Below are 26,240 nucleotides of genomic sequence, written 5' to 3'. Positions count from 1 at the left end.
TACTTGTGGGCACTCCTTGTCATTTCGCTTTATTCGAGCTGCAGCCGAGCTTTCGACTGAACCTCGAGCAGCTTGCCACGCGCTACCGAGAATTGGCGCGTGGGGTGCATCCGGACCGCTTTGCTGACGCTTCCGAGCGCGAGCAACGTCAGGCGCTGGAGCAATCGGCCAGCCTCAACGAGGCCTATCAGACGCTCAAGAGCCCTGCGAAACGCGCGCGCTACCTGCTCGCGATGAACGGTGGCGAGCTGCCCCTTGAAGTCACGGTGCACGACCCGGACTTCCTGATGCAGCAGATGCAGTGGCGCGAAGAACTCGAAGATCTGCAGGACGAAGCCGATGTGGCGGGTGTCGCGGTCTTCAAGCGTCGGCTGAAGGCGGCCCAGGAAGAGCTCAACGAAAGCTTCGCAGCCTGTTGGGATGATGCAGCGCAACGTGAACAGGCCGAACGCCTGATGCGGCGCATGCAGTTCCTCGACAAGCTCACCTACGAAGTGCGCCAGCTTGAAGAGCGCCTCGACGATTAACCCAGTGTGCTGCCCGTGATGCACGCCTGATAGACAGATAAGACCTGATTACCATGGCTCTACTGCAAATCGCCGAACCCGGCCAAAGCCCCCAACCGCACCAGCGTCGCCTGGCGGTGGGGATTGACCTGGGCACCACCAATTCCCTGGTCGCCGCCCTGCGCAGCGGCCTGTCCGAGCCGCTGCCCGACGCTGATGGCAAGGTGATCCTGCCGTCCGCTGTGCGTTATCACGCAGACCGTACCGAAGTGGGCGAGTCGGCCAAGCTGGCGGCCTCCACCGATCCGTTGAATACCGTGCTGTCGGTCAAGCGCCTGATGGGGCGTGGCCTGTCCGACGTCAAGCAACTGGGTGAGCAACTGCCGTACCGCTTTGTCGGCGGTGAATCCCATATGCCGTTCATCGACACCGTGCAGGGCCCTAAAAGCCCGGTGGAAGTGTCCGCCGATATTCTCAAGGTGCTGCGCCAGCGCGCGGAAACCACCTTGGGCGGCGAGCTGGTCGGCGCGGTGATTACCGTTCCGGCGTATTTCGACGACGCTCAGCGGCAGGCCACCAAGGACGCGGCGAAACTTGCCGGCCTCAACGTGCTGCGCCTGCTTAACGAGCCGACCGCAGCCGCCGTGGCGTATGGCCTCGATCAGCACGCCGAAGGCCTGGTCGCGATCTACGACCTGGGCGGCGGCACCTTCGATATTTCCATTCTGCGCCTGACCGGCGGTGTGTTTGAAGTGCTCGCCACCGGTGGCGACAGCGCCCTGGGCGGCGATGACTTCGACCACGCCATCGCGGGCTGGATTATCACCAGCGCCGGCTTGTCCGCCGACCTGGATCCGGGCGCGCAGCGTAACCTGCTGCAAACCGCCTGTGCAGCCAAGGAAGCGCTGACGGATGCTGCCTCTGTTGAAGTGTCCTACGGCAACTGGTCGGCCCAACTGACCCGCGAAGCCTTCGATGCGCTGATCGAGCCGATGGTTGCGCGTAGCCTCAAGGCCTGCCGTCGCGCGGTGCGCGATTCCGGCATCGAGCTGGAAGAGGTGGTGGCGGTGGTCATGGTTGGCGGTTCGACTCGCGTACCGCGTGTGCGTGATGCGGTGGCCGAAGCATTTGGCCGTCAGCCCCTTACCGAAATCGATCCGGATCAGGTGGTCGCCATTGGCGCGGCGATTCAGGCCGACACTCTGGCCGGCAACAAACGCGAGGGTGGCGAACTGCTGCTGCTCGACGTGATTCCGTTGTCCCTTGGGCTGGAAACCATGGGCGGTCTGATGGAGAAGGTGATTCCGCGCAACACCACTATCCCCGTCGCCCGCGCCCAGGACTTCACCACGTACAAAGACGGCCAGACGGCCATGATGATTCATGTGCTGCAAGGCGAGCGTGAACTGATCAGCGACTGCCGCTCCCTGGCACGCTTCGAGTTGCGCGGCATTCCAGCGATGGTCGCCGGCGCAGCGAAAATCCGCGTGACCTTCCAGGTCGACGCCGATGGTTTGCTCAGTGTGGCTGCGCGTGAACTCGGCTCGGGCGTTGAAGCCAGCATCCAGGTCAAGCCATCCTACGGCCTCACCGACGGCGAAATTGCCAAAATGCTCAAGGACTCGTTCCAATACGCCGGTGACGACAAGGTCGCCCGCGTGTTGCGTGAGCAGCAAGTCGACGCTCAGCGCCTGCTCGAAGCAGTGCAGGGCGCCCTTGAGGCTGACGGCGAGCGCCTGCTGGACGCCGAGGAGCGCATGGTCATCGACTTGCAGATGCAGGAACTGGCCGAACTGATGAAAGGCACCGATGGCTATGCCATCGAGCAGCAGACCAAGCGTCTGTCGCAAGTGACCGACGCCTTCGCCGCCCGCCGCATGGACCAGTCGGTAAAAGCCGCCCTGGCGGGCCGCAACCTGAATGAAATCGAGGAATAATTAATGCCGCAGGTCATTTTTCTGCCACACGCCGAGCATTGCCCGGACGGTATGGTTGTTGAGGCTGAGACCGGCAAGTCCATCCTCGACGTTGCCCATGACAACCACATCGAGATCGAAAGCGCCTGCGGCGGTGTCTGCGCCTGCACCACCTGTCACTGCATCATCCGCGAAGGGTTCAACTCCCTGGAAGAAGCGGACGAGCTGGAAGAGGATTTTCTTGACCGTGCCTGGGGCCTGGAAGCGCATTCGCGCCTGAGCTGCCAGGCCAAGGTCGGGACTGAAGACATCACTGTCGAAATTCCGAAATATTCCCTCAACCATGCAGCCGAAGCGCCGCATTGATTCAAGGAAATGTCATGAGCCTGAAATGGGTTGATGTACAAGAAATCGCTATACAACTTGCCGAAGCCTATCCTGAGGTCAATCCTCTTACGGTGAACTTCGTCAAGCTGCGCAATCTCGTAATGGAGCTGCCGGATTTTGACGACATCCCGGACCGGGGTGGCGAAAAGGTCTTAGAGGCGATTCAAGGCCTGTGGATCGAAGAAGCAGACTGAGTTGCCTTTTACGCAGTTAGGCAATACCTGATAACCCGCGTATAATTCGCGGGTTTAATTTTTCGTAAATTACCGTTTCTGGAGTTACACCATGGCTGTTCAACGTACTTTCTCCATCATCAAGCCTGACGCTGTTGCAAAAAACGTCATCGGCGAGATCACCACTCGTTTCGAAAAAGCCGGCCTGAAGGTTGTAGCTTCGAAACTCAAGCAACTGTCCAAAGCCGAAGCTGAAGGCTTCTACGCTGAGCACAGCGCTCGTGGTTTCTTCGGCGACCTGGTTGCTTTCATGATCTCCGGTCCTGTTGTTGTTCAGGTTCTGGAAGGCGAAAACGCCATCGCTCTGAACCGTGAGCTGATGGGCGCCACCAACCCTAAAGAAGCGGCTGCCGGCACCATCCGTGCTGATTTCGCTGAGTCCATCGACGCCAACGCCGTACACGGTTCGGACTCCGAAGCCGCTGCTGCTCGCGAAATTTCGTACTTTTTCGCAGCTACTGAAGTAACCGCTCGCTAAGCATCGGCTTAAAGAGTGAGGGTGAATCCATGACGACATCGACTGTTAAAACCAACCTGCTGGGTCTGACTCAGCCGGAAATGGAGAAATTCTTCGACTCAATCGGGGAGAAGCGTTTCCGTGCCGGTCAGGTAATGAAATGGATTCACCACTTTGGCGTCGATGATTTCGACGCCATGACGAACGTCAGCAAGGCCCTGCGCGACAAGCTCAAGGCCATTGCCGAGGTTCGTGGTCCGGAAGTGGTCAGCGAGGACATCTCCAGCGACGGCACCCGTAAATGGGTGGTGCGCGTGGCGTCCGGCAGCTGCGTCGAGACCGTTTACATCCCCCAGGGCAAGCGCGGCACCTTGTGCGTTTCGTCCCAGGCAGGCTGTGCCCTGGACTGCAGTTTCTGCTCCACCGGCAAGCAAGGCTTCAACAGCAACCTCACCGCCGCCGAAGTTATCGGCCAGGTATGGATTGCCAACAAATCCTTTGGCAGCGTCCCGGCAACTGTCGACCGTGCCATCACCAACGTGGTGATGATGGGCATGGGTGAGCCGCTGCTGAACTTCGATAACGTGATTGCGGCCATGCACCTGATGATGGACGACCTGGGCTACGGCATCTCCAAGCGCCGTGTAACCCTGTCGACCTCCGGCGTGGTACCGATGATCGATGAGCTGGCCAAGCACATCGACGTCTCTCTGGCGTTGTCGCTGCACGCGCCCAATGACGCATTGCGTAACCAATTGGTGCCAATCAACAAGAAGTATCCGCTTAAGATGCTGCTCGAATCCTGCCAGCGTTACATGGCGACCCTGGGCGAGAAACGCGTGCTGACCATTGAGTACACCATGCTCAAGGACATCAACGACAAGGTCGAACACGCCGTCGAGATGATCGAGTTGCTCAAGAACACCCCGTGCAAGATCAACCTGATTCCGTTTAACCCGTTTCCACATTCCGGCTACGAGCGGCCGAGCAACAACGCCATCCGCCGTTTTCAGGATCAACTGCACCAGGCCGGCTACAACGTCACCGTGCGCACCACCCGTGGTGAAGACATCGACGCCGCCTGTGGCCAATTGGTAGGGCAGGTGATGGACCGCACCCGCCGCAGCGAACGTTACATCGCCGTGCGTGAATTGAATGCCGCCGACGATCTGCCGCAAATCGCTGTGAATCGAATCTGAGAGAGGATCTCTATGCCCTTGCGCCTTGCGCTGCTGTTACTGTTTACCGGTCTTGCGGCCGGTTGTGTTTCATCGGGCCATGACAGCCCCTTGCAAACAGACAAAGGCCGTGACGAGGCGCGAGTGGCGTATGTGCAGTTGGGCCTGGGTTACCTGCAGCAAGGCATGAGCGAGCAGGCCAAGGTGCCGTTGAAAAAGGCCCTTGAGCTGGATAGCGATGACGCCGATGCCAATGCAGCGTTGGCATTGGTGTTCAAGGCTCAGGCCGAGCCTGAACTGGCCGACCGGTATTTTACCAAGGCGCTGTCCGCGCGGCCTGCTGATCCCCGGCTTTTGAACAACTACGGCAGCTTCCTGTTCGAGCAGAAACGTTATGCCCAGGCCGCCCGTTATTTCCAGCAAGCCAGCACCGATACCCTGTATCCGGAACGTTCGCGGGTATTCGAGAACCTTGGGGTCACCTCGATGCACCTCGGGCAGCGCGATTTGGCGCGCCAGCAATTGGCAAAAGCCCTGCACCTGAACGGTCACCAGCCTCGCGCATTGCTCGAAATGGCTGAGTTGTCCTACGAAGACAGGCATTATGTGCCGGCACGTGACTATTACGAGCGTTTTAGCCTGCTCAGCGGGCAAAATGCACGTAGTCTATTGCTCGGTGCGCGCCTGGCGACGGTTCATGAAGAACGCGACACGGCCGCACGTTTTGGCCAGCAACTCGAACGACTCTATCCCGGTACGCCGGAATATCAGCAATACCTGTCGGAGCAATGATGAAAGCGGCGCACCCGGAAGTTGTAGCAGCTAATCGCGTAAACCCAGGCGACACCTTGCGTCAGGCCCGCGAAAGCAATGGTTGGTCGCTGGCGGAAGTGGCCCTCAAGCTCAATTTGACGGCCACGTCCCTGGGCAACCTTGAGGCCGGCGCGTTTGACAAGCTGCCGGGGCACACCTTTGCCCGGGGTTATATCCGTGCTTATGCCAAGTTGCTCGGCATCGATCAAACCGTGCTGGTCCAGCAGTTCGATCAGTTCACCGGCACCGACTCCCAGGGCAGCAACGTCCATGGTCTGGGGCGTATCGAAGAGCCGACGCGGGTCTCCCACACGATTTTGCGGATTGTCAGCCTGCTGCTGCTGATCGCGGTGATCGGCGGTGGTTTTGTCTGGTGGCAGGACCAGGCGGCCCAGCGCACCAAGGACATGACCAGCAACGCCATGGAGCACGTCGAAGTCGAAAGCGCCGACGGCACCACCCAGATTCATCCGCTGGATGAGCCCGAAGACCAGGCCGTTGTGCAAAGCCAGACCGCGCCTGAAACGCCGCCAGCCAACGAGCAGCCGGCGGCGCAAACCTCCCCGGCTGCAACCGCTGCTGTGCCTGCGCCTACCACTCCGGCTGCGCCCGCCGCCCAGGCCCACACGCCGGCCGCTCCTGCCCAGGCACCGGCGACCACGGCTCCGGTTACGCCAGCAACTCCCGCTATTTCGGCCCCTACGACCCCCGCTTTGATCGCCGGTGACGGGCACGTACAGGTTACCTTCATCGCCGACTGCTGGACGCAAGTCACCGATGGCAACGGCAAAGTGCTGTTCAGCGGCCTCAAGCGCAAGGGCGACACGCTTGACCAGGGCGGCAAGCCTCCTCTGACGCTGCGTCTGGGCTATGCCCGTGGCGCGCAAGTGGTCTACAACGGCCAGCCTGTGGACGTGGCGCCGTTCACCAGTGGCGAGACCGCTCGCCTCAAGTTGGGACAATAGTCATGCACGGCGAATCTCCAATCAAACGTCGCGTATCGCGCAAGATCTGGGTCGGCTCCGTACCCGTGGGCGGCGATGCCCCCATTGCCGTACAGAGCATGACCAACAGCGACACCAATGATGTGGCCGCCACCGTGGCCCAGATCAACCGTCTGGAAGCAGCCGGCGTCGACATCGTACGCGTTTCCGTGCCGGACATGGACGCCGCCGAAGCCTTCGGCCGCATCAAGCAACTGGTCAAGGTGCCGCTGGTTGCCGACATTCACTTCGACTACAAAATCGCGCTGCGCGTGGCCGAACTCGGTGTGGACTGCCTGCGCATCAACCCGGGCAACATCGGTCGCGAAGACCGCGTGCGCGCCGTGGTGGATGCTGCCCGTGATCGCGGCATTCCGATCCGCATCGGCGTCAACGCCGGTTCCCTGGAAAAAGACCTGCAAAAGAAATACGGCGAGCCCACCCCGGCGGCGCTGGTCGAGTCGGCGCTGCGCCACGTTGAACACCTCGAACGCCTGAATTTCCAGGACTTCAAGGTCAGCGTAAAGGCTTCCGATGTGTTCATGGCGGTAGAAGCCTACCGCCTGCTGGCCAAGGAAATCGTACAACCGCTGCACCTGGGTATCACGGAAGCGGGCGGTCTGCGCTCAGGCACAGTGAAATCTGCGGTGGGTCTCGGTATGCTGCTCGCCGAAGGGATCGGCGACACTATCCGCATCTCCCTGGCGGCAGACCCCGTAGAGGAGGTGAAGGTCGGTTACGACATTCTCAAATCCCTGCGTTTGCGTTCCCGTGGCATCAACTTCATTGCCTGCCCGAGCTGCTCGCGGCAGAACTTCGACGTGGTGAAAACCATGAACGACCTGGAGTTGCGCCTCGAAGACCTGCTGGTGCCGCTGGATGTTGCGGTGATCGGCTGCGTGGTCAACGGGCCGGGCGAGGCCAAGGAGGCGCATGTCGGCCTTACCGGTGGTACGCCGAACCTGATTTACATCGACGGCAAGCCGTCGCAGAAATTGACGAATGACAATCTGGTGGACCAGTTGGAGAAGCTGATCCGCGAGAGAGCGGCCGAAAAGGTCGCCGCTGACGCAGCGCTGATCGCTCGCGGCTGATTGAACGAATTTAAGGATTTGATGTGAGCAAGTCTCTGCAAGCCATTCGTGGCATGAACGACATCCTGCCGGAGCAGACGCCATTGTGGCGTTACTTCGAAAGCACGGTCGCGCGCCTGTTGGATAACTACGGCTACAAACAGATCCGCATGCCGATCGTCGAGTTCACCGAGCTGTTCAAGCGCTCCATCGGTGAAGTGACCGACATCGTCGAAAAAGAGATGTACACCTTCGCAGACCGTAACGGCGACTCCCTGACCCTGCGTCCGGAAGGCACTGCCGCCTGCGTGCGTGCGGTGCTCGAGCACGGCCTCACCGGTGGCGGTCAGCCGCAGAAGTTGTGGTACATCGGCCCGATGTTCCGTCACGAGCGTCCACAGAAAGGCCGTTATCGCCAGTTCCACCAGATTGGTCTTGAGGTGTTCAACCTTGACGGCCCGGACATCGACGCCGAGCTGATCGTGATGACCTGGCGCCTGTGGGGCCAGTTGGGCATCCGTGACGCGGTCAAGCTCGAACTCAACAGCCTGGGCACCAGTGAGTCCCGGGGCCGCTACCGCGAAGCCCTGGTCGAGTACCTGTCCGCCCATCTGGATAAACTGGACGAAGACAGCCAGCGCCGTCTGAAAACCAACCCGTTGCGCGTGCTTGATACCAAGAACGCCGACACCCAGGCCGTGCTGGTAGACGCGCCGAAGATGGCCGACTACCTGGACGACGAATCCCGCGTGCATTTCGACGGCCTCAGGGCGCGTCTGGATGCCGCCGGGATTCCCTACGTCATCAATCCTAAACTGGTGCGCGGCCTCGATTACTACAGCAAGACGGTGTTCGAGTGGGTCACCGACAAGCTTGGCGCCCAGGGCACCGTGTGCGCGGGCGGCCGTTACGACGGGCTGGTCGAGCAAATGGGCGGCAAGCCCACCACCGGCGTAGGCTTCGCCATGGGCATCGAGCGCCTGATCCTGCTGCTGGAAACCCTGGAGCAGGTCCCGGAAGAAATCGCCCGGCAAGTCGACGTGTACCTGTGCGCCTTTGGCGAGGCCGCCGAACTGGCAGCCCTGGCCTTGAGCGAACAGGTGCGTGACCAACTGCCAAACCTGCGCCTGCAGATCAATGCCGGCGCAGGCAGCTTCAAGAGCCAATTCAAGAAGGCCGACAAGAGCGGTGCGCTGTATGCGCTGATCCTCGGCGATGACGAGCTGGCCCAGCAAGTGATAGGTTTCAAACCCCTGCGTGGCCAGGGCGAGCAACAGAACATTGCCTTTGATGCGCTCGCCGCGCACCTGGCCACCTGCGTTGTGCAGGGTTGAAGCTGTCGAACAGCCGAATTTAGCGATTTAAGGAGTATTGGGGTGTCGAGTATTGATGATGATCAAATGACCGAGTTCAAGGACTGGTGGCAGCGTAACGGCAAGCCTCTGGTTACTGGCGGTCTGCTCGCTTTGGTGGTGGTGTTCGGCTGGCAGGCCTGGCACAAATATCAGGCCAACCAGTCCCAGGGCGCCTCGGTTCTGTATCAGCAGTTGCTGGAAACCACGCTGACGCCGGACGGCAAGCCTGACCCGGCTCAGGTTGCAGACCTGGCCGGCAAGCTGAAAAGCGAATTTGGCGGCACCACCTACGCTCAATACGGTAGCCTGTTCGTCGCCAAGGTGGCGGTCGATACCGGCAAGCTGGACGATGCTGCGGTTGAACTGAAGGCCATCGCCGACAAACCGACCAACCCGACTCTGGGTGAAATCGCCCGTCAGCGCCTGGCTCAGGTACTGGCGGCACAGAACAAGGCCGACGAAGCACTCAAACTGCTCGACGGCGATGCGGACAAGGCATTTATAGCCACTCGCGAAGAGCTCAAGGGCGACCTCCTGGTCCAATTGGGTCGTACCGACGAAGCCAATGCTGCGTACAAGAAGGCCAAGGCTGCGCTGTCTGATGAAGCGGCGGTCGGTGGCTTACAAATCAAGCTCGACGACTTGGCCAAAGGGGATGCGTGACGTGATCCGTTGGAAACATGCAGCATTGCTGGCTCTGGCCATTCTGGCCGCGGGTTGCAGCAGCAATAGTAAAAAAGAACTGCCTCCGGCCGAGCTGACCACCTTCAAGGAAGAAGTGGTTTTGCAGAAGCAGTGGAGCCGCTCCATCGGTGACGGCCAGGGCGACACCTACAACATGTTGGTGCCGGCAATTGACGGCGAAAACATTGTGGCCGCTGACGTGACCGGCGTGGTCGTGTCCATGGATCGCATGACCGGCGACGTGAAGTGGAAAAAAGACCTTGAGTTGCCTGTGTCCGGCGCCGTCGGTGTGGGTTATGGCATGGTCATGCTCGGCACGCTCAAAGGCGAAGTCGTGGCGCTGGATTCCAGCACCGGTGAAGAGAAATGGCGCGCTCGCGTGACCAGCGAAGTGCTCGCACCGCCTGCCACCAACGGCGATATCGTCGTGGTGCAGACCCAGGATGATCGGGTGATCGGCCTGGACGCCAGCACCGGCGAGCAGCGCTGGTTGTATGACAGCACGCCGGCGGTACTGACCCTGCGCGGCACCAGTGGTCCGATTGTCACTAACAATCTGGCCGTTGCAGGCCTGTCGACCGGTAAAGTGGTCGCCCTGAACACCCAGAACGGCGTGCCGGCCTGGGAAACTCGAGTGGCCATCCCGCAAGGTCGTTCCGAGCTGGATCGCGTAGTGGACATCGACGGCGGCTTGCTGCTGTCGGGTGAAACCCTCTACGTCGCCACTTACCAGGGCCGTGTGGCCGCACTGGACCTGCAGAGCGGTCGCGTCAACTGGCAGCGTGATGCTTCCAGCTACGCCGGTGTCGCCCAAGGGTTTGGCAGCGTCTACGTAAGCCTGGCGTCCGGCACCGTTGAAAGTGTCGACGAGCGATCCACCACCGCGCTGTGGAGCAACGATTCGCTGGCTCGCCGTCAACTGTCGGCACCGGAAGTGTTCTCCAGCTACGTGGCGGTGGGCGACTTTGAAGGCTACCTGCATCTGTTGAGCCAGGTGGATGGTCGTTTCGTAGGTCGTGAGCGTATTGACAGCGACGGCCTGCGTGCACGTCCGCTGGTCGTGGGTAACATGCTTTATGTGTTTGGCAACAGCGGCAAGCTGGAAGCCCTGACCATCAAGTAAGAATCATGCTTGGGGTAACACCCAGGCGGCCCCGCTTCGGCGGGGCATGCGGCATCTGACGATGCTGCCCCGAGCACCAGCCGCTGCCTTGCAGCGGCTTTTGTATTTTCTGAAATAACGAAGTGGAGAGCCGCATGGTTCCCGTAATCGCCCTGGTGGGCCGACCTAACGTCGGCAAGTCCACCTTGTTCAACCGCCTGACCAGGACTCGCGACGCCATCGTCGGCGACTTGTCCGGTCTGACCCGTGATCGCCAATACGGTGAGGCAAAGTGGCAGGGGCGCTCCTACATTATTGTCGACACCGGTGGTATCTCCGGTGACGAGCATGGCATGGACGAAAAGATGGCCGAGCAGTCGCTGCTGGCCATTGAAGAAGCCGATGTCGTGTTGTTCCTGGTGGACGCCCGCGCGGGCTACACCGCTGCCGACCAGATGATTGGCGAGCACTTGCGCAAGCGCAACAAGCGTTCCTATCTGATCGCCAACAAGATCGACAACATCGATCCTGAGGCCGCCCGCGCTGAATTCAGCCCGATGGGCCTGGGCGACGCGATCCCGGTCGCCGGTGCCCACGGTCGCGGCATCACCCAGATGCTGGAAATCGCTCTGCGCGACTTCCCGAAGGATGACGACGGGGAAGAAGAGGGCGAAGAAGAGATCGTCGGCGAAGGTGAGGAAGCCAAGCGCATTCCGGGCCCGAGTGAAAAAGACGGTATCAAGATTGCCATCATCGGCCGCCCTAACGTGGGCAAGTCGACCCTGGTCAACCGCATGCTCGGTGAAGACCGGGTCATCGTCTACGACCAACCCGGCACCACCCGCGACAGCATCTACATCCCGTTCGAGCGTAATGACGAAAAGTACACGCTGATCGACACCGCCGGTGTGCGCAAGCGCGGCAAGATCCACGAGGAAGTTGAAAAGTTCTCCGTGGTGAAAACCCTGCAAGCCATCAAGGACGCCAACGTGGTGATCTTCGTGATGGACGCCCGCGAAGGCGTGGTGGACCACGACCTCAACCTGCTGGGCTTTGCCCTGGAGGCCGGTCGGGCATTGGTGATCGCGATCAACAAGTGGGACGGTATGACGCCCAGCGAGCGCGACTTCGTCAAGATCGAGCTGCAGCGTCGGCTGTTCTTCGTCGAGTTCGCCGATATCCACTTTATCTCGGCCCTGCACGGCACTGGCGTGGGCAACCTCTACGCGTCCGTGCAGAACTCGTTCAAGTCCGCCGTCACCCGCTGGCCCACCAACCGCCTCACCCAGATCCTGGAAGATGCGGTGGGCGAGCACGCGCCGCCGATGGTCAACAACCGCCGGATCAAACTGCGTTACGCCCACTTGGGTGGTGCCAACCCGCCGATTATCGTGATCCACGGTAACCAGATCGAGAAGGTGCCCAAGTCTTACGTGCGTTACCTGGAAAACACCTACCGTCGTGTCTTGAAGCTGGTCGGTACGCCGATTCGTATCGAGTTCAAGGGCGGCGAGAACCCATACGAAGGCAACAAGAACACGCTGACGGACCGTCAGGTGAACAAGAAGCGTCGTTTGATGACTCATCACAAAAAAGCCGACAAAAAGCGCCGCGACAAGAAATAACGCAGCGTTGAGTGGTGGCGAGAGAGGGCTCCTTTGGAGCCCTTTTTTGTGCCTGACGGTTTGCTTGCTTGACCTGCTTGCAGCTTGCAGCTTAAAACTGGCAGCTCACCCGAAGGGGGCTTCCATGATCACCAGCAAGTTGCCGAACGTCGGCACCACCATTTTCACCACGATGTCGCAACTGGCTGCCGAAACCGGCGCGCTCAACCTGTCCCAGGGTTTCCCCGACTTCAACGGCCCGCAAGCGTTGCTCGATGCGGTGGGCCAACACGTTGCCAACGGGCATAACCAGTATTCACCGATGACCGGCTTGCCGGCCCTGCGCCAGCAAGTGGCAGCGAAGATCGCCCGCAGCTATGGCGTTTCGGTCGATCCCGACAATGAAGTGACCATTACTCCGGGGGCCACCGCGGCGATTTTCTGCGCGATCCAGGCGGTGGTTCGTCGGGGCGATGAAGTGATCATCTTCGATCCCTGCTACGACAGCTACGCACCTTCGGTGGAACTGGCCGGTGGCCGTTGCGTGCATGTGCAACTGAGCCTGCAAGGCTTCGCGCTGGACTTCGAGAAGATCAAGGCGGCACTGTCACCGCGCACGCGCATGATCGTCCTCAACACGCCGCACAACCCTACTGGCGCACTGATCAGCCGCGCCGAGCTGGACCAATTGGCCGACCTGATCCGTGATCGCGATATCTACCTGCTCAGCGACGAGGTCTACGAGCACCTGGTGTTCGATGGCGTGCCCCATGTCAGCGTGCTGGCCCATGCAGAGCTGTACTCGCGCGCCTTTGTCGTCAGTTCCTTCGGCAAGACCTACCACGTCACCGGCTGGAAAACCGGCTACGTCGTCGCGCCACCCGCGCTGACGGCCGAATTGCGCAAGGTGCACCAGTACGTCAATTTCTGCTGCGTCACCCCGTTGCAGTTCGCGCTGGCTGACTTCATGGCCGCCCACCCGGAGCACGTTGACGAACTGCCGGCGTTCTACCAGGCCAAGCGCGATCTGTTCTGTGACTTGCTGGCGCCGTCGCGCTTGAGTTTCACTCGGGTGGCCGGCACCTACTTTCAACTGGTGGATTACTCACAGATTCGTCCGGACCTGGATGACGTCGCCATGTCGCTGTGGATGACCCGCGAACACGGCGTGGCGAGCATTCCCATCTCGGTGTTCTACCAGCACCCACCTCAAGGCCAGCGCCTGGTGCGCCTGTGCTTTGCCAAACGCGAGGAAACGCTGCAACAAGCAGCCGAAAAACTATGCGTGATCTGACTGCATTGCCGGACCTGAACATCGCTCTGGTCCAGACCAGCCTGGCCTGGCACGACCGCCAGGCCAACCTTGACCATTTCGAGCTGTTGCTGGAGCAGGCCAAGGGTGCCGACCTGATTGTGTTGCCGGAAATGTTCACCACCGGTTTCTCGATGGAATCGCACACCCTTGCCGAGCCGGAAAGCGGCCCCACCCACCGCTGGCTCCAGGCCCAGGCCAGAAAGTACGCTGCGGTCATCACCGGCAGCGTGATCATCCGGGCGGCCGACGGCAGCCATCGCAACCGCCTGCTGTGGGCGCGGCCCGATGGTGAGGTGCTGCACTACGACAAGCGCCATCTGTTCCGCATGGCCGGCGAACACGACCACTACACCCCGGGCGAACGCCAGGTGCAGTTCGACTGCAAGGGCTGGCGCATTCGTCCGTTGATTTGTTACGACCTGCGCTTTCCGGTGTGGAGCCGTGATGCCCAGGACACCGACCTGCTGCTGTACACCGCCAACTGGCCGGGCGCGCGGCGTCAGCACTGGAACCGTCTGCTACCGGCGCGGGCCATCGAGAACCTGTGCTACGTGGCGGCGGTGAATCGGGTGGGTACGGATGGCAAAGGTTTTGGCTACACCGGTGACAGCCAGGTGCTGGACTTCCAGGGCGAGACCTTGCTGAGTGCAGGGGAGGCGGACGGGGTGTTTCAGGTGTGCCTGGATGCGGCGGAATTGGCGGCGTATCGCACCAAATTCCCGGCGAACCTGGATGCCGATCGCTTTCAGTTTGTCTGATACACCGCTATCGGGAGCAAGCCCCCTCCCACAGGGAAATGCATTCCAAATGTGGGAGGGGGCTTGCCCCCGATGAGGCCCTCACCGACACCACAAATATAAAGCCCAACAAAAAGCCCCTGAGTTCTCACCCAGGGGCCTTTTGCATTTCAGCGATAGGCGTTACGCCGCTTTCGCTGCCTGTTGGCTCAGCGAGCGGTTCAACGCACTGAACAACGCCTTGAAGCTGGCGGTGGTGATGTTTTCATCAATCCCCACCCCATGCACCGGACGCTCCCCGTTCACTCGCAGCTCAATGTAAGCCGCCGCCTTGGCATGGGTGCCCGCGCCAATCGCGTGTTCGTTGTAATCCATGATCTCCACACCAATCGGCAGGCCGGCCACCAGGGCTTCCAGTGCGCCATTGCCTTTGCCTTTCCAGTGCAGGTTGGTTTCGCCCTGACCCTTGCCCGAGACTTCCACCTCGACATAACTGTTGCCGTTCTCTTCCTGCAGGCGATGGCTGACCAGCGCGTACGGGGTGTTGGCCTGCAGGTATTCCCGTTGCAGCAACGCGTAGATCTGCGGCGCGGTCATCTCCAGGCCCACGCGGTCGGTTTCGGCCTGTACCACCTGGCTGAACTCGATCTGCATGCGGCGCGGCAGGCTGATGTCGTATTCCTGCTCCAGCAGGTAGGCGATACCGCCCTTGCCCGACTGGCTGTTCACGCGGATCACCGCCTCGTAGCTGCGGCCGATATCGGCCGGGTCGATCGGCAGGTACGGCACTTCCCACAAGGCATCGTCTTTCTGCTGGGTAAACCCCTTGCGGATCGCGTCCTGGTGCGAGCCGGAGAACGCGGTGTGCACCAGGTCGCCTACATACGGATGACGTGGGTGCACCTGGATCTGGTTGCACTCCTCGACGACCTTGCGCACGCCGTCGATGTCGGAGAAGTCCAACTGCGGGTCGAGGCCCTGGGTGTACATGTTCAGGGCCACGGTGACCAGGTCGACATTGCCGGTGCGCTCGCCGTTGCCGAACAGGCAGCCTTCGACACGGTCGGCGCCGGCCATCAGGCCCAGCTCGGTGGCGGCCACGCCGGTGCCACGGTCGTTGTGGGTGTGCAGGCTGATGATCACGCTGTCACGGCGATTGATATGGCGACCGAACCACTCGATCTGGTCGGCATAGATGTTCGGCGTGGCGCACTCGACGGTGGCCGGCAGGTTGAGAATCATCTTGTGCGCGGGCGTCGGGTTCCACACCTCGATCACGGCGTCACAGACTTCCTTGGCGAACTCCAGCTCGGTGGCGCTGAAGGTTTCCGGCGAATATTCGAAGGTCCACTGGGTTTCCGGCTGCTGCGCGGCGTATTTGACGAACAGCTTGGCCGCGTTGACCGCGATGGCCTTGATGCCGTCCTTGTCCTGGTTGAACACGATGCGGCGAAACGACGGCGACGTGGCGTTATACAAGTGCACGATGGCCTTTTTTGCGCCGCGCAGGGATTCGAAGGTGCGTGCGATCAAGTCTTCACGGCCCTGGGTCAGCACCTGGATGGTAGTGTCCTCCGGGATGTGGTTGTCCTCGATCAGGGTGCGCACGAAGTCGAAGTCGGTTTGCGAAGCGGCCGGGAACGAGGCTTCGATTTCCTTCACGCCGACGGCCACCAGGGTCTTCCAGAAGCGCAGTTTCTTGGCGGCGTCCATCGGCTCGATCAGCGACTGGTTGCCATCACGCAGGTCGGAACTGCACCAGATCGGCGCGCTGGTGATGGTTTTCGACGGCCAGGTACGATCCGGAATATCGATGGTCGGGAACGCGCGGTATTTCGAAGACGGGTCTTTGAGCATGCTCATCGGGAAATCCTTGGTTGAGGGGCCGAAAAAAGGCGGCCTGCCGTGAAACTGTTATTGGGAATAAAGCTTTGGACGAGGCAGATCGATTCAGCCTGGCAGTCGTGCGCTGACAAGGCACAGGCTGCGGTGCTGGCGGAGCTGAATGAGGGTGTGAGAGGTTTTCATGTGCTCAACCCTAACCGCGGGGGTGAAAGATGGCAAGTCGGTGAAAAAAATTGATGGAATTACTCTTTATTTGCTTTTTTGTGATGCTTTAAAGCTGTTTTTTGTATTTTATTGATCTTTTTTTGCGGCAAGTATTCTGCGGTCGCAATTTTAATTGCAAGCGAAAGGGAAGGGCGCCATGGCGCACCTTCCCGAACCCTCCATACGTTATGCCTTCAGGTACTTATCCACAGTGTGTTCAATCTGCACGTCCCCTCCCCATAACTCCATCTCTTCAGTAAAGTCGTGGGTATGTGCAGGCACCCTGGTAGTGCTGCCGGCTCCTTTGGCCGCGTCACGTACTGAAACGCCCAACCCGCCTGTAAGCTCCGCGATACCAGGGACGGCGCCTCCGGTATAGTCGTCAACGTAAGTGTTCGTATGATTGTTGCCGACCAGCGCTACCCACTTCTCTCCTTTGGGCGTTTTTTCGATCAATTTAGTAGCGAAGTAGTTGAGTTCTTCCAGACGATCAATAGAAGAGTTTTCTCTTTGGAGGTTGGCCTCAAAATCGCGTCTGTGCACGGTCAACTCGGCGTGTTCAAGCCCGATCACCTTGAGGCCATGTTTATCCGCCGCTGCCAGTACATCGGTCATGCTCAGCGCATTGTTGCGGTATTTATCAGTGAGATGGCGCGGGAACAGGTAGTGCGCGTCGTCTGCTGTGTAAGCTGTGCCGGCAAGTGTAGGCGAACGTTCCAGGAAATAAGCGTTCTCCAGATAAAGCGTGGTAACCCCAGCGTTTTTGAAGTGCTCCATATTGGTGACCAAAAAATCCAGGCTCGCGACTTGATCATGGGGTTCCCCTATCACCCAGCCGTTGACATCAGGACGGGAAAGCGTGTTTTTAATCAGTTCACTTGCGGCTATGTCGACACTGACGGGCTCTATTGCCGGGCGTGGTGCCGGTTGCCTGGCGAAAAAAGAGTCATAAAATTCATCCATGTCACGCCTGAACCATTCCGTCAGCCTGTTGATGTCGGCCGGATCGTCGAAGTCATTTGCTGCTTCGCCCTTCAATATCCTGTCCATATAATCGTCCAGGGGCAGATCGGTTTCTCCACCTTTCAGTTTATTGAGCCTCCATTCTCCTGTGCCGGTGGATACCAGAGAAGCGAATTGTTTTCCGGAAATTGCATCGATAGCTCTGACTGAGCCGCCTTCAAGCTTATAGATCGGGCTGATTTTATAAGCGCGCTCCACGCCAGTACCGTCAGTGAAAGGAATATAGAAGTCGTCGCCGACTTGAAACGTGCCATCCGCTCGTTTTGCTCCATCAAGTACGCTTTGCGGGGCGGCGTGCTGACTGAAGTCCGGCAGGCGCGGCGGCCGTGTCTGGTTGCCGCTGATGGCCACCGTTAGTTTGCCCGCGCCGGCAGACGTTGAGGGCACGTTCAACTGAACTTGATTTGCAACGGCGCTGTTTGACGGCGCAGGAATTACCCGCGTAGCCCGGCCGGACGGCACTGCCGGGGCGCCTGTGCCAGGCGTCAGGGTTTGCGCCTGCGCGTATGGCTTGAACACGGGACGTGAAATCGGACTGGTGGGAATACGTTGGCCGGTGGCAACGACGGTGAAGTCGGAGAATGCTCTGGACAGATGGCCGGGTTTGCTGAGGGTTTTTCTAAGAGAGTTTCCCGGCATCCGCATTATCTTAATCGCTGCTTTCGTCAGCCTGGAAGCTGTCGAGACCCCTTTGCCAATGACCGGCACCAGGTCCAGAAAGACCCCCGCCAGTTCGATGCCAAACATCACTTTGTTATAACGCGATTCCTTGGCCACCTCGGCATTGCTGACCGAGCTCAAATCGGCGTTCTTGATCAGGATATCCGACACTTGCTGGTACATTGCATCTCGAAGATCCCCCTCAACGGGTCTTAGATAGGCGATTTTCGGTTCAAGCGCTTTCTGGGCGTTTTCCAGGGTGGCGATGATTTTTTTGTTGCGATAGTCTTCAATCGTTTTTTGTAGCGACTCCAGCGGTGTCGAGTTGACGCGCGCGCGCGAGTAGGCTTGCCACTCTGGTTTACTCATCAATGTCTCCAGCTCCTGCTGGCTGGCCAGCGCGCGCCATGCTATGCCGTCAGGCGCATCGGGACTGTACAAGACTCGAGATAAGTGGCTGTGGTCGCTGATCACGGTGACGCCCTGAACTGGAGCGCCGTAGAACGACATCGTGTTGGCGATGATGGTTTTCCCATCGACCTTCGGGCGTGTGGCCGGGTCGGGATGATCGATCACTGCCCTGACCCACTGGGGCGCCAGTGGTTTGCCCGCGCTGTCTGTTTCTGAAGCCGAATAGGCCGTTGGGCTCAATTTTGCCAGATAGGCATGCTTGTTCATGGTGCTGCGCAGGGCGTGTTTCCATGCTGAGCGCAATTTATGCGGCTCACCGTTGCTGGCATCCGGTGCCAATTGCGAGTGGAGCATGTCGAGGTATTTGCCCCCTACATCCGCGTCTTCCACCAATGCCAGGAGTTCTGCGGTTTTCAGCACGATGGGGTTGCCGTCACGGTCCTGCACCGGCTTGCCTTGGGCATCAAGAAGCTTGGCTTGCAGAGTGTCCTGGACGTGCTGGTTGCTGTCGCCTGCGGGAAATGCCGTCGGGTTTTTCAGTGACAGGTCGGTTAACGATACCTCCTCGGTTTTGTAGTCGGCCGGGGTGTACGCTCCGTGTCTGAAGCGTGTATGAATGCGCGACTTCGTCGTAGTCACAACTTTTGTCTTCTGGGCGTCGACGGTCGCCCCAGGGTGTTTTTTTGCAGGGCCAGGTTTAATTGCTGGTTGGCGAACTGATGCAGCGCGGGGATTTTTTCGAGCATCGGCGCCAGCCTCCCAACGCTCTTTTGCTCTACACGTTCAAGATACTGATAACCCCGGATCTGAACCGGCGTGAGACTTTTTAGCCACTGCGGCTGTTTTTTGTCGGCCAGTCGTTCGTAACGGGCGAGCATTGCGTTGTTGCCATCAAAATGCGCTGACCAGTCTGCCGCTTCATCGATAGCCGCGCCTATATCGGCGTCTTGCAGAGGCGTCGGGTGCAGGATCTGGTTTTCCGGGTAGAGGGTCTGCATGAGGGTCGCTTGAACCGCATCGGCCTGGCGCTTCAGCAATTGGGTAAACGCATCGGCAATCACGTCGCCCTCAATGGGGACAAGGCTTGCAATCAGGTCCTGGCCCTTTAAAGGGCTGTGAGTCTTTTGTGCCGACAGAGGCAGACCCTCTACGAGCAGGGTTGCGGCTGTGCCCCGTGCATTCAACCGTTGAGCCAGCGCCTGGAACGCTTGAGCGCTGTTCTCGAAGGGTTCGAGGCCCTCACTTGGCGTGCACAGCACCACAGGCCCATCGTCGTTCCCAGGTGCAGAACCTTCCTTGCTGGTGACTAGCCATGCCCCCGCCAAGCGTGCACCGCTGGCGCTGTTGTCATTGATCAAGAGCGGGTAGACGCCTGGCCTTGATTCTGGCGCGAACGCCTGGCTGCGTTCTTCACGCGTGGGGTACTGGAGTCCGGTATCCACCAGGCGTTTGGCTTGCGAACTCAGATAGCCATCCTGTTCGCCCAGTGCCGCCAGGGTTGACAGCTGTTCCTTGTGTAATGACAGCAACTGATCCTGGGGTGCGTCTTTGAGGATTTCTGTTGGATTCGGTTGGGTCCAGAAGTTTTTCACGGTTTCTGGGAACTGGGTCGCAATACGCCTGGCTATTGTGTGCAGTGAATCAGCGGCGGTGACGGACCGGGCGGCTTCGGTCGGCGCCGTCTTGAGCATGAATCGCGATGTGACGCCTGGCTCGTCGATAAAGTTTTTATCCGGGTAGGCGTAGATTTCCTGAATCGCCCGTGTCAGTGCATCCAGAAGCGATTCTTTGGACACTGCAACGGATGTGCTGCCGTCATCGGCCAGTCTGGATCGCTCGAACGACATGGTGGAGGGATCAAAGGATGTGAGCTGGGGAAATGCCTGTTTAATCTGAGCGTTTACGAAGTCTCTGAATGCAGGCTGTTTTTCTTGCAGTCGGGCCATCTTGAGGCTGAGATTGTCGTATTCAGAGGTGAGAAACTCGACGGGTCCGACTTTGAAGTGTCTTGAGAACTCGTTGGACAAGCTCGCTGGCTCTACGGATATTACCGTAGGTTTTATCAGCGCATTAAGACCGTTTCCCGAGTGCCGCGAATCAGGTTCCGAGGGCGGTTGATCTGTCTCTCTTTCGGTTGCAGGACGTGTATCAGCAAGCGTCAGAGCCGGTGCTGGCGCAGGGGGAAGTAACTGGATAGGTTGTGAACTGAGGGACGTAAGCACGGAACATGTCTCCAACTAGCCTGAAAGGATGTGGGTCACGTTCCCTGTAACTTGCTGGATAAGTGAGCTCTCGGCGTGTCGGGGTTCCGCAGTAAATGTAAGAGCATGCTGAAGCACTCCGTAGTCTGGAGAGCCCTGCTGCTTCAAGGGCTAAAAAAATGTCTCGCAGGCTGACTACGGCTCAAAGGCACCGATAAAGATCGCCGGGTCTACCCGCGCATCGTTGAGGCTGACATTCCAGTGCATATGCGGCCCGGTCGCCCGGCCCGTCGCCCCGACCTTGCCCACCACCGCCCCGCGCACCAGTTGCTGGCCGACTTTCACATCGATCTTCGACATATGGCAGAACATGCTGATAAAGCCCTGACCATGGTCGACGAACACGGTGTTGCCGTTGAAGAAATAGTTGCCCACCAGAATCACCTTGCCATTGGCGGGCGTCTTGATCGGCGTGCCGGCCGGTACGGCGAAGTCCAGGCCCGAATGGGGGTTGCGTTCTTCTCCATTGAAGAAACGGCGCACGCCGAACCGGCTGGACAGCGGCCCGTTGACCGGTTTGTCCAGTACCAGATTGCTCGGCACCGTGGGGCTGAAGCTGCGATAGGCCTTGAGCTGCACCGCCAGTTCACCCTCGATGCGCTTGAGCTGCGCGGGTTCGGGGTTGACCTGGCTTTTGTTTTTCAGGGTGATGCGCTGTTCCGGGTACTTCTTGTAACCCACGATGAACGGCAGGCTGCGCCCACCGCTGCTGATGCGCTCGTTGCCCGGCTTGACCGTCAGCGGGATGCCGACAATCGCCAGCCAGTTGTCCTGCTCCTTCACCACCAGCACCGGCTTGCCCTGGTAGCTGGCTTTCGGCGCGGCGGCCGCAGGGCCGAGGTCGACCACCGCAACGCCGCCGGGCACCGGTTTGTTCAGAGTTCGGGTGATGTAGCTGTCGGCGTGGGCGTTGCACGCGAGGCACAACAGCATCAGCAGGCTCAGAAGACGTGGCATCGATCAATCCAGTAGCGAAAGGGTGACAGGGGTGAGGTGGTTGTCTTCCACCCGCACTTGCAATTGGCCTTCACCGAGGCGTGCGGTCAGGCGCTGGCCGGTGTGGGTTTGCGCGGCATTGCGAATGGCTTGGCCGCGCTCGTCCAGAAGAATGCTGTAGCCGCGGCCCAGCGTCGCCAACGGGCTGACCACCTGCAGCGTCTGCACCTGGCTTTGCAACTGCAGACGGCGTGCCTTGAGGCCTTCGCGCATGGCGCGGGGCAGGCGTTCGGCCAGGCTGTCCAGGCGTTGGCGCAGCAGGGCCAGTTGGCGGCCCGGGTGCTGGCCGGCCAGGCGCGTCTCCAGGCGAATCAGGCGCTCGCGGCGGGTATTGAGGCTGCGCTCGAAGGCGCGCCGCAGGCGCATATCGAGGTCATCCAGACGCTGGGCCTGCTGACGCAGGCGTTCGCCGGGATGGCGCAGGCGTCGGGCCATGCCCTCAAGGCGCAGGCGGTCATGGCGCAGGCGGTTGCGCATCAGCATCACCAGGCGGCGATGCAGGTTTTCCACCTGACGCACCAGGTGGCTGGCGTCGGGGGCAAGCAATTCGGCTGCGGCGGAGGGGGTAGGGGCGCGCACGTCCGCGACGAAGTCACAGATCGACACGTCGGTTTCATGGCCGACCGCGCTGACGATAGGTGTGACGCATGCGTCCACCGCGCGTGCCACGGCTTCTTCGTTGAAGCACCACAGGTCCTCCAGCGAACCGCCGCCCCGGGCCAGGATCAGCGCGTCAAACCCGCGTGCGTCCGCGCGCTTGAGTGCACGCACAATCTGCGGGATGGCTTCGCGACCTTGCACGGCGGTGGGAATCAGGGTCAGCTCGATGTTCGGCGCCCGGCGGCGGAACACGCTGATAATGTCGCGAATCACCGCGCCGGTGGGTGAACTGATAATGCCGATGCGCCGTGGATGCATCGGCAGCGGTACTTTGCGCTCGGCACTGAACAGGCCTTCGGCGCTGAGCTTTTCCTTCAGCGCATCGAACGCCAGGCGCAACGCGCCGTCGCCGGCCGGCTCCACCGTGTCGAGAATCAACTGGTAGTCGCCACGGCCCTCGAACAGCGAGACCTTGCCGCGCACCTTCACCGCCAGGCCATCCTTCAATGCCTGGCGCACCCGCGCGGCATTGTTGCGAAACAGCGCGCAACGCACCTGCGCGCCGCTGTCCTTGAGGGTGAAGTACACATGGCCGGAGGCCGGGCGGGCGAGGTTGGAGATCTCGCCCTCAACCCAGATGTTGGTGAACACGTCTTCCAGCAACACGCGTGCGCGGCCGTTGAGCTGGCTGACAGTCAGGACTTCGCGGTCCAGGCCCAGGCGGGCAAACGGGTCTTTAATCATGGGCGGCAGTTTATAGGTATTCCCGGGGCAATCACCACGGCCTTGTGCACATGAGCGGCTGCACTATGCTGAGGGACGGCGATGAGCAAGGAGCCTGCATGACTGCAATCGAACTGTTGAACCACTGGTCTTTTAACGGGATGGACTGGTTGGTCATTGGCCTGGGTGTGGTGCTGGCCTACGTCGTGTTCGGCATCGCCGGGTTCGGCACGGCGCTCATCGCGGGGCCGATTCTGCTGCTGTTCATGCCGTTGTCGAAGATCATCCCGCTGCTGGTGCTGCTGGATTTTGTCGCCGCGTTCGGCGGTCTGCTGCACACCCGGCGCGAGGTGAACACGGCGGAGCTGTTGCGGCTGCTGCCGTGCATGGCTATTGGTTGCACACTGGGTGTGGTGTTTTTGCTCAACCTGCATTCGGATTTATTGCTGCTGTTGATGGGGCTGTTCATCAGCGCCTACGCGATTTACAGCCTCCTGGTAAAGGCGCGTCCGACGCAACTGGCGGCGGGCTGGTCGGTGCCTATGGGCACTGTCGGTGGGCTGTTCGGCGCGTTGTTCGGCAGTGGCGGCTTTTTATATGCCATCTACCTGAACAGCCGGCTGCCCAAGGAACAGGCGCGGGCCACTCAACGTGCGCTGATCAGCGCGAGTACGCTGGTGCGCTTGAGTCTGTTTCTGCTGGCCGGGGTCTATGCGGATTGGCCGCTGTTGCTGTTGGCGCTGTGTCTGTTGCCCGCGATGGGATTGGGGCTGTGGTTCGGGCGCCGGTTGACCATGCGCCTGTCCCGCGAGGCGTTTGTGAGGGGGGGGACGTGGCTGGTGCTGGCGAGCGGCCTTGCGTTGATCGGGCGGTATTTGAGCACTTGACCTGTGCGGGGCAGGGATTAAGCTGCCTGCCTTCAGGGCCTCATCGGGAGCAAGCCCCTCCCGCATTTGAATGCATTTACCGATCAACAGGTGGAGGGGGCTTGCTCCCGATGGCGTCAGCCGCCACACCGCAGGACTCCAATGAACTCCCAAAGCATCCTTGTCCCGAAAATCTCCACCTTGCCCGTCCACGAACCCCGCGCACGGGCGATCGTGCGCTGGCTGGTGCGCAAGAACATCATCAAGGAAGAACTCACCACCTGTGGCCGCACCGGCAACCGCATGGCTTACGGCCTGGCCGACGGCGCCCGCGCCGTGGTGCTGCACCCCGAAGCGCTGCCGTTCAACGAGCCGATCAACGGGCTGGAGATCATCTACAAGCGCTGTATCTATACCCCGGCCAAGGGCTTTCTCGAAGAAGCCGGTTGCCCGCAATGCCTCAAGGAAATCGGCGAGGCGCTGTTCGAGAGCCTGGAAGACTGGATGCCCGGCCACACCGACAACTTCACCTGCCCGCTGTGTGGGCATGAAGATGACATCAACGGCTTTCTGTTCCTGCAGGAATGCGGGTTTTCCAACCTGGGTTTCATCTTCAACAACTGGGCGGAGGCGGGGTTTAAACAGAGCTTTATCGATGAGTTCGCCGATTGGCTGGACCAGAAGATCGCCTGGGTCAGGGTCGAGCTGTAACCCCTCCTATCCGTATTCCCAAATATGTCAGAGTTTTACATTGAGACCTGAGGGGTGTCTGAGTATAATGGCGCGCTTCCATTTTCCCGCTCGGGAGCCCCCGCGATGCTGCGTATCAGCCAAGAAGCTCTGACATTCGACGACATTCTCCTAGTGCCCGGTTATTCCGAGGTGCTTCCTAACGAAGTCAGTCTCAAGACCCGCCTAACCCGTGGCATCGAGCTGAATATTCCCCTGGTTTCCGCTGCCATGGACACCGTCACCGAAGCCCGTCTGGCCATTGCCATGGCCCAGGAAGGCGGCATCGGCATCATCCACAAGAACATGACCATCGAGCAGCAGGCTGCCGAAGTGCGCAAGGTCAAGCGTTACGAAGCCGGCGTGGTGAAAGATCCGATCACCATCGAAGCCGACGCCACCGTGCGTGACCTGTTCGACCTCACCCGCATGCACAACATCTCCGGCGTTCCGGTGCTGCACGATGGCGACCTGGTCGGTATCGTCACCTCCCGTGACGTGCGTTTCGAGAACCGTCTTGAAGTCACCGTCCGTGAAGTGATGACGCCTAAAGAGCGCCTCGTCACCGTCAAGGAAGGCGCCGACAAGAACGATGTGCGCGAGCTGCTGCACAAGCACCGCATCGAGCGCGTGCTGATCGTCGACGACAAGTTCGCCCTCAAGGGCATGATGACCGTCAACGACATCGAAAAAGCCAAGGCTTACCCGCTGGCCAGCAAGGATGACCAGGGTCGTCTGCGTGTTGGCGCGGCGGTCGGTACCGGTAAAGACACCGGCGACCGCGTCTCGGCCCTCGTAGCTGCCGGCGTTGACGTGGTGGTGGTCGACACCGCCCACGGTCACTCCAAAGGCGTGATCGACCGCGTGCGCTGGGTCAAGCAGAACTTCCCTGACGTGCAGGTGATCGGCGGCAACATCGCCACCGGCGCTGCGGCCAAGGCCCTGGCCGAAGCCGGCGCCGACGCGGTCAAGGTCGGTATCGGCCCTGGCTCGATCTGCACCACGCGGATCGTCGCCGGTGTGGGCGTGCCGCAGATCAGCGCCATCGCCAACGTCGCCGCAGCCCTCGAAGGCACTGGCGTCCCGTTGATCGCCGACGGCGGCATCCGCTTCTCCGGTGACCTGTCCAAGGCCATCGTGGCCGGTGCGTCCTGCGTGATGATGGGCTCGATGTTCGCCGGTACCGAAGAGGCCCCGGGCGAGGTTGAGCTGTTCCAGGGCCGTTCCTACAAGGCTTACCGCGGCATGGGTTCGCTGGGCGCCATGTCCCAGGCGCAGGGCTCGTCCGACCGCTACTTCCAGGACTCCTCGGCAGGCGCCGAGAAACTCGTCCCGGAAGGTATCGAAGGCCGTGTGCCGTACAAGGGCAGCCTGAGCGCGATCATCCATCAACTGATGGGCGGCCTGCGTTCCTCGATGGGCTACACCGGCAGCGCCGACATCGAAGAAATGCGCACCAAGCCAGAGTTCGTACGGATCACCGGCGCCGGCATGGCTGAGTCCCATGTCCACGACGTGCAGATCACCAAGGAAGCGCCGAACTATCGGGTCGGCTGATGCCGACAGCTAAAAGCCACAA

The 26,240-nt window shown here is 60.3% G+C and carries 23 protein-coding genes; 18 read left to right on the top strand and 5 right to left on the bottom strand.

Annotated elements, in window-relative coordinates:
• The first annotated feature begins 5 nt into the window (after window positions 1-5).
• The 15 genes from hscB to JOE32_RS12520 all read left to right on the top strand — a co-directional run bounded on the left by hscB (window position 6) and on the right by JOE32_RS12520 (window position 14,364).
• On the top strand, window positions 6-527 hold the full coding sequence (gene hscB, locus JOE32_RS12590; protein WP_169896443.1) for a co-chaperone HscB: 522 nt from the start codon (window positions 6-8) through the stop codon (window positions 525-527).
• Between the two features lie 53 nt (window positions 528-580).
• On the top strand, window positions 581-2,443 hold the full coding sequence (gene hscA, locus JOE32_RS12585) for a Fe-S protein assembly chaperone HscA (RefSeq protein WP_209984574.1): 1,863 nt from the start codon (window positions 581-583) through the stop codon (window positions 2,441-2,443).
• Between the two features lie 3 nt (window positions 2,444-2,446).
• Window positions 2,447-2,788 carry an ISC system 2Fe-2S type ferredoxin gene (fdx, locus tag JOE32_RS12580; RefSeq protein WP_209984570.1) on the top strand — a complete coding sequence of 114 codons (342 nt, stop codon included), beginning with the start codon at window positions 2,447-2,449 and terminating at the stop codon, window positions 2,786-2,788.
• Window positions 2,789-2,802: 14 nt separating this feature from the next.
• On the top strand, window positions 2,803-3,003 hold the full coding sequence (gene iscX / locus JOE32_RS12575; RefSeq protein WP_209984567.1) for a Fe-S cluster assembly protein IscX: 201 nt from the start codon (window positions 2,803-2,805) through the stop codon (window positions 3,001-3,003).
• A 91-nt stretch (window positions 3,004-3,094) separates the two neighbouring features.
• The gene (gene ndk / locus JOE32_RS12570; RefSeq protein ID WP_003175956.1) at window positions 3,095-3,520 is read left to right on the top strand and encodes a nucleoside-diphosphate kinase; all 426 of its coding nucleotides are present in this window, start codon (window positions 3,095-3,097) and stop codon (window positions 3,518-3,520) included.
• A 29-nt stretch (window positions 3,521-3,549) separates the two neighbouring features.
• Window positions 3,550-4,698, top strand: a complete 1,149-nt coding sequence (rlmN, locus tag JOE32_RS12565; RefSeq protein WP_003238464.1) for a 23S rRNA (adenine(2503)-C(2))-methyltransferase RlmN — start codon at window positions 3,550-3,552, stop codon at window positions 4,696-4,698.
• Window positions 4,699-4,710: 12 nt separating this feature from the next.
• Window positions 4,711-5,469, top strand: a complete 759-nt coding sequence (gene pilW, locus JOE32_RS12560; RefSeq protein WP_209984563.1) for a type IV pilus biogenesis/stability protein PilW — start codon at window positions 4,711-4,713, stop codon at window positions 5,467-5,469.
• Window positions 5,469-6,455: a RodZ family helix-turn-helix domain-containing protein gene (locus JOE32_RS12555; RefSeq protein WP_209984560.1), complete on the top strand. Its 987-nt coding sequence runs from the start codon at window positions 5,469-5,471 to the stop codon at window positions 6,453-6,455. Before pilW ends, JOE32_RS12555 begins: the two co-directional genes overlap by 1 nt.
• A 2-nt stretch (window positions 6,456-6,457) precedes the next feature.
• Window positions 6,458-7,567, top strand: coding sequence for a flavodoxin-dependent (E)-4-hydroxy-3-methylbut-2-enyl-diphosphate synthase (gene ispG / locus JOE32_RS12550; protein ID WP_209984557.1), 1,110 nt, complete (start codon window positions 6,458-6,460; stop codon window positions 7,565-7,567).
• 23 nt (window positions 7,568-7,590) lie between these two features.
• A complete protein-coding gene (gene hisS, locus JOE32_RS12545) occupies window positions 7,591-8,880 on the top strand; it encodes a histidine--tRNA ligase (RefSeq protein ID WP_209984552.1) in 1,290 nt (429 codons plus the stop codon).
• Between the two features lie 42 nt (window positions 8,881-8,922).
• On the top strand, window positions 8,923-9,564 hold the full coding sequence (locus tag JOE32_RS12540; protein WP_209984551.1) for a tetratricopeptide repeat protein: 642 nt from the start codon (window positions 8,923-8,925) through the stop codon (window positions 9,562-9,564).
• The gene (gene bamB, locus JOE32_RS12535) at window positions 9,557-10,708 is read left to right on the top strand and encodes an outer membrane protein assembly factor BamB (protein ID WP_209984548.1); all 1,152 of its coding nucleotides are present in this window, start codon (window positions 9,557-9,559) and stop codon (window positions 10,706-10,708) included. Before JOE32_RS12540 ends, bamB begins: the two co-directional genes overlap by 8 nt.
• 134 nt (window positions 10,709-10,842) lie before the next feature.
• Window positions 10,843-12,312, top strand: a complete 1,470-nt coding sequence (gene der, locus JOE32_RS12530; protein WP_209984545.1) for a ribosome biogenesis GTPase Der — start codon at window positions 10,843-10,845, stop codon at window positions 12,310-12,312.
• Window positions 12,313-12,436: 124 nt separating this feature from the next.
• Window positions 12,437-13,585, top strand: a complete 1,149-nt coding sequence (locus tag JOE32_RS12525; RefSeq protein ID WP_209984542.1) for a pyridoxal phosphate-dependent aminotransferase — start codon at window positions 12,437-12,439, stop codon at window positions 13,583-13,585.
• Window positions 13,573-14,364 carry an amidohydrolase gene (locus JOE32_RS12520; protein WP_209984539.1) on the top strand — a complete coding sequence of 264 codons (792 nt, stop codon included), beginning with the start codon at window positions 13,573-13,575 and terminating at the stop codon, window positions 14,362-14,364. Before JOE32_RS12525 ends, JOE32_RS12520 begins: the two co-directional genes overlap by 13 nt.
• Window positions 14,365-14,526: 162 nt before the next feature.
• Here JOE32_RS12520 and leuA read toward each other — a convergent pair whose 3' ends face one another.
• The 5 genes from leuA to xseA all read right to left on the bottom strand — a co-directional run bounded on the left by leuA (window position 14,527) and on the right by xseA (window position 23,087).
• Window positions 14,527-16,206: a 2-isopropylmalate synthase gene (gene leuA, locus JOE32_RS12515; RefSeq protein WP_209984536.1), complete on the bottom strand. Its 1,680-nt coding sequence runs from the start codon at window positions 16,204-16,206 to the stop codon at window positions 14,527-14,529.
• Between the two features lie 372 nt (window positions 16,207-16,578).
• On the bottom strand, window positions 16,579-19,125 hold the full coding sequence (locus JOE32_RS25015) for a membrane-targeted effector domain-containing toxin (RefSeq protein WP_245229021.1): 2,547 nt from the start codon (window positions 19,123-19,125) through the stop codon (window positions 16,579-16,581).
• On the bottom strand, window positions 19,122-20,513 hold the full coding sequence (locus tag JOE32_RS25010) for a DUF6543 domain-containing protein (RefSeq protein ID WP_245229020.1): 1,392 nt from the start codon (window positions 20,511-20,513) through the stop codon (window positions 19,122-19,124). Before JOE32_RS25010 ends, JOE32_RS25015 begins: the two co-directional genes overlap by 4 nt.
• A gap of 369 nt (window positions 20,514-20,882) precedes the next feature.
• Window positions 20,883-21,704, bottom strand: a complete 822-nt coding sequence (locus JOE32_RS12505) for a M23 family metallopeptidase (RefSeq protein WP_209984533.1) — start codon at window positions 21,702-21,704, stop codon at window positions 20,883-20,885.
• 3 nt (window positions 21,705-21,707) lie between these two features.
• Entirely contained in the window at window positions 21,708-23,087 is a 1,380-nt protein-coding gene (gene xseA / locus JOE32_RS12500) for an exodeoxyribonuclease VII large subunit (protein ID WP_209984530.1), read from the bottom strand.
• Between the two features lie 98 nt (window positions 23,088-23,185).
• Here xseA and JOE32_RS12495 point away from each other — a divergent pair, with 98 nt between their 5' ends.
• The 3 genes from JOE32_RS12495 to guaB all read left to right on the top strand — a co-directional run bounded on the left by JOE32_RS12495 (window position 23,186) and on the right by guaB (window position 26,218).
• Entirely contained in the window at window positions 23,186-23,953 is a 768-nt protein-coding gene (locus JOE32_RS12495; RefSeq protein WP_209984528.1) for a sulfite exporter TauE/SafE family protein, read from the top strand.
• A gap of 141 nt (window positions 23,954-24,094) precedes the next feature.
• Window positions 24,095-24,643 (top strand): sugar ABC transporter ATPase, encoded by a 549-nt coding sequence (locus tag JOE32_RS12490; protein WP_209984525.1) that lies wholly within the window; start codon window positions 24,095-24,097, stop codon window positions 24,641-24,643.
• A gap of 105 nt (window positions 24,644-24,748) precedes the next feature.
• Window positions 24,749-26,218, top strand: a complete 1,470-nt coding sequence (gene guaB, locus JOE32_RS12485) for an IMP dehydrogenase (protein WP_003238496.1) — start codon at window positions 24,749-24,751, stop codon at window positions 26,216-26,218.
• Window positions 26,219-26,240 lie beyond the last annotated feature (22 nt).

It is taken from the genome of Pseudomonas sp. PvP025, from assembly GCF_017832155.1.
Classification (GTDB): Bacteria; Pseudomonadota; Gammaproteobacteria; order Pseudomonadales; family Pseudomonadaceae; genus Aquipseudomonas.
The sequence above is the reverse complement of the archived record's forward strand: the minus strand, read 5'-3'. Positions and strand labels throughout refer to the sequence as shown.

What these genes read in the sequence shown, in the direction of transcription:
- hscA (WP_209984574.1), top strand. Translation starts at nt 581, where the DNA reads ATGGCTCTACTGCAAATCGCCGAACCCGGCCAAAGCCCCCAACCGCAC.
- fdx (WP_209984570.1), top strand. Translation starts at nt 2,447, where the DNA reads ATGCCGCAGGTCATTTTTCTGCCACACGCCGAGCATTGCCCGGACGGT.
- iscX (WP_209984567.1), top strand. Translation starts at nt 2,803, where the DNA reads ATGAGCCTGAAATGGGTTGATGTACAAGAAATCGCTATACAACTTGCC.
- ndk (WP_003175956.1), top strand. Translation starts at nt 3,095, where the DNA reads ATGGCTGTTCAACGTACTTTCTCCATCATCAAGCCTGACGCTGTTGCA.
- rlmN (WP_003238464.1), top strand. Translation starts at nt 3,550, where the DNA reads ATGACGACATCGACTGTTAAAACCAACCTGCTGGGTCTGACTCAGCCG.
- pilW (WP_209984563.1), top strand. Translation starts at nt 4,711, where the DNA reads ATGCCCTTGCGCCTTGCGCTGCTGTTACTGTTTACCGGTCTTGCGGCC.
- JOE32_RS12555 (WP_209984560.1), top strand. Translation starts at nt 5,469, where the DNA reads ATGAAAGCGGCGCACCCGGAAGTTGTAGCAGCTAATCGCGTAAACCCA.
- ispG (WP_209984557.1), top strand. Translation starts at nt 6,458, where the DNA reads ATGCACGGCGAATCTCCAATCAAACGTCGCGTATCGCGCAAGATCTGG.
- bamB (WP_209984548.1), top strand. Translation starts at nt 9,557, where the DNA reads ATGCGTGACGTGATCCGTTGGAAACATGCAGCATTGCTGGCTCTGGCC.
- der (WP_209984545.1), top strand. Translation starts at nt 10,843, where the DNA reads ATGGTTCCCGTAATCGCCCTGGTGGGCCGACCTAACGTCGGCAAGTCC.
- JOE32_RS12525 (WP_209984542.1), top strand. Translation starts at nt 12,437, where the DNA reads ATGATCACCAGCAAGTTGCCGAACGTCGGCACCACCATTTTCACCACG.
- JOE32_RS12520 (WP_209984539.1), top strand. Translation starts at nt 13,573, where the DNA reads ATGCGTGATCTGACTGCATTGCCGGACCTGAACATCGCTCTGGTCCAG.
- leuA (WP_209984536.1), bottom strand. Translation starts at nt 16,206, where the DNA reads ATGAGCATGCTCAAAGACCCGTCTTCGAAATACCGCGCGTTCCCGACC.
- JOE32_RS12505 (WP_209984533.1), bottom strand. Translation starts at nt 21,704, where the DNA reads ATGCCACGTCTTCTGAGCCTGCTGATGCTGTTGTGCCTCGCGTGCAAC.
- xseA (WP_209984530.1), bottom strand. Translation starts at nt 23,087, where the DNA reads ATGATTAAAGACCCGTTTGCCCGCCTGGGCCTGGACCGCGAAGTCCTG.
- JOE32_RS12495 (WP_209984528.1), top strand. Translation starts at nt 23,186, where the DNA reads ATGACTGCAATCGAACTGTTGAACCACTGGTCTTTTAACGGGATGGAC.
- JOE32_RS12490 (WP_209984525.1), top strand. Translation starts at nt 24,095, where the DNA reads ATGAACTCCCAAAGCATCCTTGTCCCGAAAATCTCCACCTTGCCCGTC.
- guaB (WP_003238496.1), top strand. Translation starts at nt 24,749, where the DNA reads ATGCTGCGTATCAGCCAAGAAGCTCTGACATTCGACGACATTCTCCTA.